Below are 7,371 nucleotides of genomic sequence, written 5' to 3'. Positions count from 1 at the left end.
CCATTGAGTACAGACCCTGGAGCCGCGCTTGCCACCCCCTCGTCATCTTGGCAAAGGCGACGCATGGCCGACTTCGCAGACCTCATCACCGGATATCGTCGTTTTCGCCAGAATGGCTGGTCCCGCCAGCACGAGCGTTGGGCCCAATTGCGTGAGGCACAGAGCCCGCGCGTGATGGTCATCGCCTGCTCGGACAGCCGAGTCGACCCGGCACAGATTTTCGATGCCTCGCCCGGGGAGATCTTTTCGGTCCGCAACATCGCGAACCTCGTCCCGCCGTTCGAGCTAGGCGGCGGACGCCACGGCGTCTCTGCCGCGCTGGAATTCGCGGTGACCCAGCTCGAGGTGCCCGAAGTCGTCGTGCTCGGCCACGGCTCGTGCGGCGGCGTGGCCGCTGCCCTGTCCAAGCGCTTCGAGGGCGCCGCGCCGGGCAATGGCGGGTTCATCGACCATTGGGTCGACATGCTCGACGAAGCGCGCGATCGCATCGTCGCCGAATACGGCACTGGACCCGAGGCGATCCGTGCGCTCGAGCTGGAAACGGTGCGCGTGTCGCTGCGCAACCTGCGCACGTTCCCCTGCATTCCCGAGCGCGAGGCGGCAGGCACGTTGAAGCTACGCGGCGCCTATTTCGCGATCGCCGACGGCGTCCTCCACGTCATGGACGACGACGGCAATTTTGCCCCGGCCTGAACGCTCCTAGAGCCCTTCCCAGCCCACCCATTGCGCGTTGGAGAGGCGCCGGGCGAGGTTCCACGTCTGCTGCCTGATGTCCGGCACCGCGACGATTTCCCAGAAGGCGCCACGAGTCATCGGGCCGAGCGCGTAGAGCCAGTCGTTGCTGGTGCCGTCGGCAGCGATCGTCTGCGCGCGCGAATCGACGTCGAGCCCGAGATGCGCGGGATCGGGGCGGATCACGCCTCGCTGGTGCAATGTGGCAAGCAATGGCTCGGTCGTGCGCGTGAGGTCGCCTTGCGGGCCGGTACAGTTGATGATGCGCTGCGCGGTCAGCGTTTCGGGCGAGTCGCTGCCGCGGTGACGCCAGCTTACGTTGATGCCGCCTGCATCCTCGACCGCCGAGATGGTCTTTCCCGCGACGATCTCCAGCTGTCCGCGCGCCTGCATCGCGGCCAGGCGATTGGCGACGCTCGGCGCCAGGCGGTGGCGGTGCACGTCCCACCACGGACGAAGGTGGCGGAGGAAGCGCGCGCGATCGGCATCGCTGCCATTCGCCCACATCGCCTGGGTATAGGGACGCAGTTCGTCGACCGCGTTGCGCCATCCGATCGCGTCGCCGCGCTCGCGGACCAAACGGACCATGTCGGACGGTGATGCGACCGGACGCTCGGCGAGCTTCGGAAACATCGGGCCAGGCGAATCGTGGCGGTGCGGCACCAGCCCGCGCCGCGACAGCGCGACGATTCGCCCCTTGAACCCGCTCGAATCGAGCAGCAGCGCGATGTCGACCATCGTCAGCCCGGTACCGATTAGCAGGACGGTGTCGTCGTCGCTGAGTCCGAGCGGCACGCTGCGATCCCAGGGATCGCTCTTGTAGCGCGCGTCCGATAGGCCGGCATCGGCAAAGCCCGGCGGATCGTGCGGAGGCAGGTTGCCGACAGCGAGCACCGCGGTGTCGGCGTCGACCGTCGCGCCATCAGCCAGCGAAACGCGCGCGCCTTCGCCTGATCGTACCACGTCTGTGACGTCACCGTGCACGACCTTCAGCCGGCCGCCGCAACTTGCCAGAGCCTTTGCCAGCAGGTCGCGCAGATAAGCGCCATAGGTCACGCGCTGGACGAACGTCGCTCCCGCATCGCCCTCGCCATTCTCGGCGAGCCAGCGCACGAAATGATCCGGATCGTCGGGCAGCGCGCTCATATTGGCCGCGCGTACGTTGAGCACATGGTCCGGATAGGCCGCGCCATAAGCGAGCCCCTCCCCCGGCACCGGAGCGCGCTCGATCAGCGTTGCGCTGGGACCATCGTGGCGCAGCAGGTTGATCGCCTGCAACGTGCCCGAAAAGCCCGCGCCGATAATGGCGACGTGGCGGATCATATCAGATCTCGTATTCGAGCTGCCAATCGGGCTCGGTAAAGGCCGGCGGCCGTTGCTGATAGGCGGGCTGGCGCGACTTCATGCGGCCGTAAAGCGCCTTGACGGTGTTACTGGCGGTTCGCGTGAACAGCACCGGCACGATCCCGTGGACGATACAGGCGACCCCGCCTCCGATCATCCGGAGGCCGAAGCCGAACGCGGTCGCGGCATGCTCGGGATAGGATTCGCCGATGCTGCGCGGGTGGCTCAGGAAAATGCGGTCGAACATGCGCCATGGTAACGCCGGCAAGCCGCCGCGTGAACCGGGTGATTTCAGATCCCCAGTGCCTTGCGCGCGAGTTTCTCCAGTTCGGGGTCGAGCGGTGGCGGGTCCATCGGGACGTGCGCTTCAAGCCGGTCGGCGATGGCGGTGAGCGCGGCGATGCGGGCCGATTTCTTGTCGTTGCCGTCGATCGCGATCCATGGTGCCCAGCGCGTGTCGGTGCGGCGGAACATTTCCGCCATCGCATCGAGATAAGCGTCGCGCTTGTCGCGGTTGCGATAATCCTCGGCGCCGGTCTTCCAGCGCTTCCATGGGTGTTCGAGCCGTGCCTTCAGCCGCTCATCCTGCTCCTTTTGCGTGGTGTGGATGAACAGCTTGACGATCGTGGTGCCCGAATCGGCCTGTTGCGCCTCGAATTCGTTGATCTCGTCATAGCCGCGGCGCCATTGCGCCTCGGTCGCATACTTCTCGACCCGCTCGACCAGCACGCGGCCATACCAGGAGCGGTCGAACACGCCGATATTGCCGTCTCCAGGCAGGCGTCGCCAGAAACGCCAAAGGAAGTGGCGCGCCAGCTCCTCTGCGGTCGGTGCCTTGATCGGCCAGACCTGGAAATTGCGCGGATCCCATTCGGCGGTCAGGCGCTGGATGATCCCGCCTTTGCCCGCCGCGTCCCAGCCCTCGAGCAGCACGACCGCACGGCGCTTGTGGAGGATATGCGCAACCTGGATATGCGCCAGCCGCTTCTGCACCTTGGCGAGATCGTCGGCATAGTCGCCGGCATATTTCTCGCCTTTCTCGAAGTCCTTGAGATCGATCGTCATGCGACCGTTCTAGACCCGCCGGACCGCCTCCGTCGAGCGGCGTTCAGGACGCGACGGCGAAGCGCTCGCGATGATGTTTCGGCGTCTCGATCTCGTCGGCCATCGCGATCGCATAATCGGCGAAGCTGATGAAGCTGTTGCCGTCCTTGTCGGTCAGCAGATCGTCCTTGCCGGTGCGGTACGTTCCCGTTCGCGGGCCGGCGTCGAACATCATGGCCGGAGAGAGAAACGTCCAATCGGGCCCGTCGCTGGCCTTGAGCGCATCGAGGAACGCTATCCCTGCGCCTGCCTCGGCACGATAGGCGTCGGGGAAATGGGGCGAGTCGAACAGACGCTTGCCGTCGCCGGTCTTCAAACTGGCCGCGCCGCCGACGACGAGAAAGCGCGGAACGCCCGACGCCTTGACCGCGGCGATCAGCGCCTGCGCATCGGTATCGGCGAAGCGCATCGCGCTGACGACGGCATCTCGGCCGCGCAACGCAGCGGTCAACGCCGCCGAATCGCTCGCATCGACTGCCAGCGGCGTGACATGGTCAGCGGCCGGCGGGAGATCGCCAGGACGTCGTGGCCACGGCGCGCGAGTTCCGCGGCGATCTCCGATCCCGCCCTACCCGTCGCTCCCAATATCGCGATCTTCATCGTCCGATCTCCGTCTATCCGGGCACGACCCTAGGAGCGGCATGCCGGCGCGGAAAGCGGGCGATCGGAAACGCTGGGTTGCCGAGCGCTCAGCCCGCGGCCGGATCCACCGCCTCGGTGACCGGCGAGGCCTTGGCAGCGTTCGGCTGGTCGACCAGGCGGATGTTGAGCTCGCGCAACTGCTTCGCTGTGGCGAAATTGGGCGCGCCCATCATCAAATCCTCGGCCTTCTGCGTCATCGGGAAGACGATGACTTCGCGGATATTGGGCTCGTCGGCCAGCAGCATGACGATGCGGTCGACGCCCGGCGCCGATCCCCCGTGCGGCGGCGCGCCGAACTTGAAGGCGTTGATCATGCCCGCGAAATTGGTGTCGACGTCCTGCTGGGTATAGCCGGCAATCTCGAATGCCTTGTACATGATCTCGGGCCGGTGGTTCCGGATCGCGCCCGACGACAGTTCCACGCCGTTGCAGACGATGTCGTATTGGAACGCCAGGATATCGAGCGGATTCTTGGTTTCCAGCGCCTCCAGCTCACCCTGCGGCATCGAGAAGGGGTTGTGGCTGAAATCGACCTTCTTGGCGTCTTCGTCATATTCGAACATCGGAAAGTCGACGATCCAGCAGAATTCGAAGCGCTTGTCGTCGATCAGCTCGAGCTGCTCGGCGACGCGGGTGCGCGCCAGCCCGGCGAGCTTGGCAGCCTGGGCTTCCTTACCCGCGGCGAAGAACACGCCGTCGTCCGGGCCGAGACCCAGCGCGTCGGCAATCTTGGCCATGCCTTCCTCGCCGTGGTTGTTGGCGATCGGCCCGCCGAACACGCCGCCCTTGCGGGTCGCATAGCCCAGGCCGGCAAAGCCCTCGCTCTGCGCCCAGCTGTTCATGTCGTCGAAGAACTTGCGGCTCTTTTCCGCAGTGCCTGGTGCCGGGATCGCGCGGACCACGTCGCCCGCCTCGACGATCAAGGCGAAGCGGCCAAAGCCCGATCCCTGGAACAGGTCGGACACGTCGGTGATCAGGATCGGGTTGCGCAGATCGGGCTTGTCGTTGCCGTATTTGAGCATCGATTCTTTATACGGGATGCGCTTGAACGGCAGCGGGCTGACGCTGCGGCCCTTGCCCTGCCAATTGGCGAATTCCTCGAACACGCCGTGCAGCACCGGCTCGATCGCGGCGAACACGTCGTCTTGCGTCACATAGCTCATCTCGAAATCGAGCTGGTAGAACTCGCCCGGGCTGCGGTCGGCGCGCGCATCCTCGTCGCGGAAACAGGGCGCGATCTGGAAATAGCGATCGAAGCCCGCGACCATCAGCAGCTGCTTGAACATCTGCGGCGCCTGCGGGAGCGCGTAGAACTTGCCCGGATGGACGCGGCTGGGAACCAGATAGTCGCGCGCGCCCTCGGGGCTCGACGCGGTCAGGATCGGGGTCTGGAATTCGGTGAAGCCCTGATCGATCATTCGGCGGCGTAGGCTTGAAATCACGTTCGAGCGCAGCACGATGTTGTTGTGGAGCCGCTCGCGACGCAAATCGAGGAAGCGGTAACGCAGGCGGATATCCTCGGGATAATCGGCCTCACCGGCAACCGGCATCGGCAGTTCGGCGGCAGCCGACTGGACCGTTACGGCGCGCGCGAACACTTCGATCTCGCCGGTTGCCAGGTTCGGATTGGCGGTACCCTCGGCGCGCGCCTTGACCACGCCGTCGATCGTCACGACTGATTCCGCGCGCAGCCCTTCCAGGATCGGCAAGGCCGGCGAATCGCTGTCGGCGACCACCTGCGTGATGCCGTAATGGTCGCGCAGATCGACGAACAGCACGCCGCCATGGTCACGCTTGCGGTGCACCCAGCCCGACAGGCGGACCTCCTGGCCGACATCGGCGGCGGTGAGCGCGGCGCAGTTGTGCGTACGATAGGCGTGCATGTGTGTCATCTCGCATCAATCAATCGTCATTCCCGCGAAAGCGGGAACCTATCTCCTACCGTAGCAGCAAGCACGGCCTCCCGGAGATGGGTCCCCGCTTTCGCGGGGATGACGGAGAATTAGGAAGCCGCGCGCATTCCCTTCACACAGGCCTTTGTCAAGCGCGCGCGCCTCGCTATGGGGTCGAGATGCATATCCATGGCCTGATCGAGGATAACGCCGCCCTCGCCAATCTCTGCGCGCGAATCTCTCAATCGAACTTCGTCTGCGTCGACACAGAGTTCATGCGCGAAAGTACATTTTGGCCCGAGCTCTGCCTGATCCAGATCGCCGACGCGAACGAAGCGGCGGCGATCGATCCGATGACGCCGGGCATCGACCTCAAGCCCCTGCTCGACCTGTTGGTCGACAATGAGGATGTGCTCAAAGTGTTCCATGCCGGCGGGCAGGATATCGAGATCATCTACAATCTCACTGCCAAGACGCCGCACCCGCTGTTCGATACCCAGATCGCGGCGATGGCGCTCGGGCAAGGCGAGCAGATCGGCTATTCCAACCTGGTCGACAGCTGGTTGGGAATACAGGTCGACAAAGGCGCACGCTTCACCGACTGGGGTCGCCGCCCGCTCGAGGAACGCCAGATTGTCTATGCGATCGCCGACGTGACGCACCTCGCCGAGATTTTCCCGCGCATGCTCGACAAATTGCGCAAGACCGGGCGCGGCGCCTGGCTCGACCAGGAAATGGAGCGGCTCGCCGATCCGGCCAATTACGCCAACGATCCCGATCTTGCCTGGAAGCGCGTGCGTATCGCCGGTCGCAAGCCCGACGTGCTCGGCCGGTTGAAGGCGTTGGCGCGGTGGCGCGAGATGGAGGCGCGGGGCAAGAACCTGCCGCGTGGCCGCATCGTCAAGGATGAAACGCTGGCCGATATCGCCAGCCACCCGCCGCGCAAACAGGCCGATCTGGCGCGTGTGCGCGGCCTGTCAGCGACCTGGGCTGGGAACGATATCGGTGCCCGGCTGATGGCCGCGCTCGACGATTCCAGACCGATGGCCAATGACGAAATGCCGCCGCGCGACGACCGCAAGCCCGGCCTGGGCAAGGAAGGCTCGCTGGTTGCCGATCTGCTCAAGCTGCTGCTCAAGATTCGCTCGCGCGATATCGACGTGGCATCGCGGCTGCTCGCCCGGTCGGAGGAGCTGGAAGCATTAGCCGCGGGGCAGCGCGACGGACTGTCAATCCTGACCGGCTGGCGCTTCGATCAGTTCGGCCGCGACGCGCTCGATCTGGTCGAGGGGCGGTTGGCGTTCGCGGTCAAGAACGGCAAGCTTCGCATGACCCGGACGGAGGATGCGCAATGAAGAAGGCTGTGATCGTCGCTTTTGCCCTCACCATGTTTGCCATGGCTGCGTGCGCGCCGGTCGCGCCGTTGCCTGGCGTGCCGACTGGGGAATGTTCGGCAAGCGGCCTGGAAAATCTGGTCGGCGCTGCGGCCACGCCGTCTTTGGTCAACCGCGCCAAGCGCCAAGCGGGCGCCTCGGTCGTGCGCATATTACGGCCGGGCCAAATCGTGACGATGGAATATCAAAACGGCCGACTGAACGTGAATGTCGACGAGAACAACCGAGTGAAAAGTTTCAACTGTGGGTGAATAGCCCTCTCC

General features: G+C 65.1%; 7 protein-coding genes and 1 pseudogene. 3 read left to right on the top strand and 5 right to left on the bottom strand.

What is annotated here, in order from left to right:
- Positions 1–63: 63 nt before the first annotated feature.
- Positions 64–693, top strand: a complete 630-nt coding sequence (locus SAS01S_RS07210) for a carbonic anhydrase (protein WP_066806635.1) — start codon at positions 64–66, stop codon at positions 691–693.
- Between the two features lie 6 nt (positions 694–699).
- Here SAS01S_RS07210 and SAS01S_RS07205 read toward each other — a convergent pair whose 3' ends face one another.
- The 5 genes and pseudogenes from SAS01S_RS07205 to aspS all read right to left on the bottom strand — a co-directional run bounded on the left by SAS01S_RS07205 (position 700) and on the right by aspS (position 5,705).
- Positions 700–2,055 carry an FAD/NAD(P)-binding protein gene (locus tag SAS01S_RS07205; RefSeq protein WP_066806633.1) on the bottom strand — a complete coding sequence of 452 codons (1,356 nt, stop codon included), beginning with the start codon at positions 2,053–2,055 and terminating at the stop codon, positions 700–702.
- 1 nt (position 2,056) lies between these two features.
- Entirely contained in the window at positions 2,057–2,323 is a 267-nt protein-coding gene (locus SAS01S_RS07200; protein WP_066806632.1) for a DUF6356 family protein, read from the bottom strand.
- Positions 2,324–2,367: 44 nt separating this feature from the next.
- Positions 2,368–3,141: a polyphosphate kinase 2 family protein gene (locus SAS01S_RS07195; RefSeq protein ID WP_066806630.1), complete on the bottom strand. Its 774-nt coding sequence runs from the start codon at positions 3,139–3,141 to the stop codon at positions 2,368–2,370.
- Positions 3,142–3,184: 43 nt separating this feature from the next.
- A pseudogene (locus SAS01S_RS07190) lies at positions 3,185–3,780 on the bottom strand (NAD(P)-dependent oxidoreductase).
- An 89-nt stretch (positions 3,781–3,869) separates the two neighbouring features.
- Positions 3,870–5,705: an aspartate--tRNA ligase gene (gene aspS / locus SAS01S_RS07185; RefSeq protein ID WP_066806628.1), complete on the bottom strand. Its 1,836-nt coding sequence runs from the start codon at positions 5,703–5,705 to the stop codon at positions 3,870–3,872.
- A 188-nt stretch (positions 5,706–5,893) separates the two neighbouring features.
- Here aspS and rnd point away from each other — a divergent pair, with 188 nt between their 5' ends.
- Both rnd and SAS01S_RS07175 read left to right on the top strand, forming a co-directional pair.
- Positions 5,894–7,069 carry a ribonuclease D gene (gene rnd, locus SAS01S_RS07180; protein ID WP_066806626.1) on the top strand — a complete coding sequence of 392 codons (1,176 nt, stop codon included), beginning with the start codon at positions 5,894–5,896 and terminating at the stop codon, positions 7,067–7,069.
- Positions 7,066–7,359, top strand: coding sequence for an I78 family peptidase inhibitor (locus SAS01S_RS07175; protein ID WP_066806624.1), 294 nt, complete (start codon positions 7,066–7,068; stop codon positions 7,357–7,359). Before rnd ends, SAS01S_RS07175 begins: the two co-directional genes overlap by 4 nt.
- The last annotated feature ends 12 nt before the right edge of the window (positions 7,360–7,371 follow it).

This window comes from Sphingomonas asaccharolytica NBRC 15499 (assembly GCF_001598355.1).
Classification (GTDB): Bacteria; Pseudomonadota; Alphaproteobacteria; order Sphingomonadales; family Sphingomonadaceae; genus Sphingomonas; species Sphingomonas asaccharolytica.
This window is presented reverse-complemented; position numbering and strand designations above follow the sequence as displayed.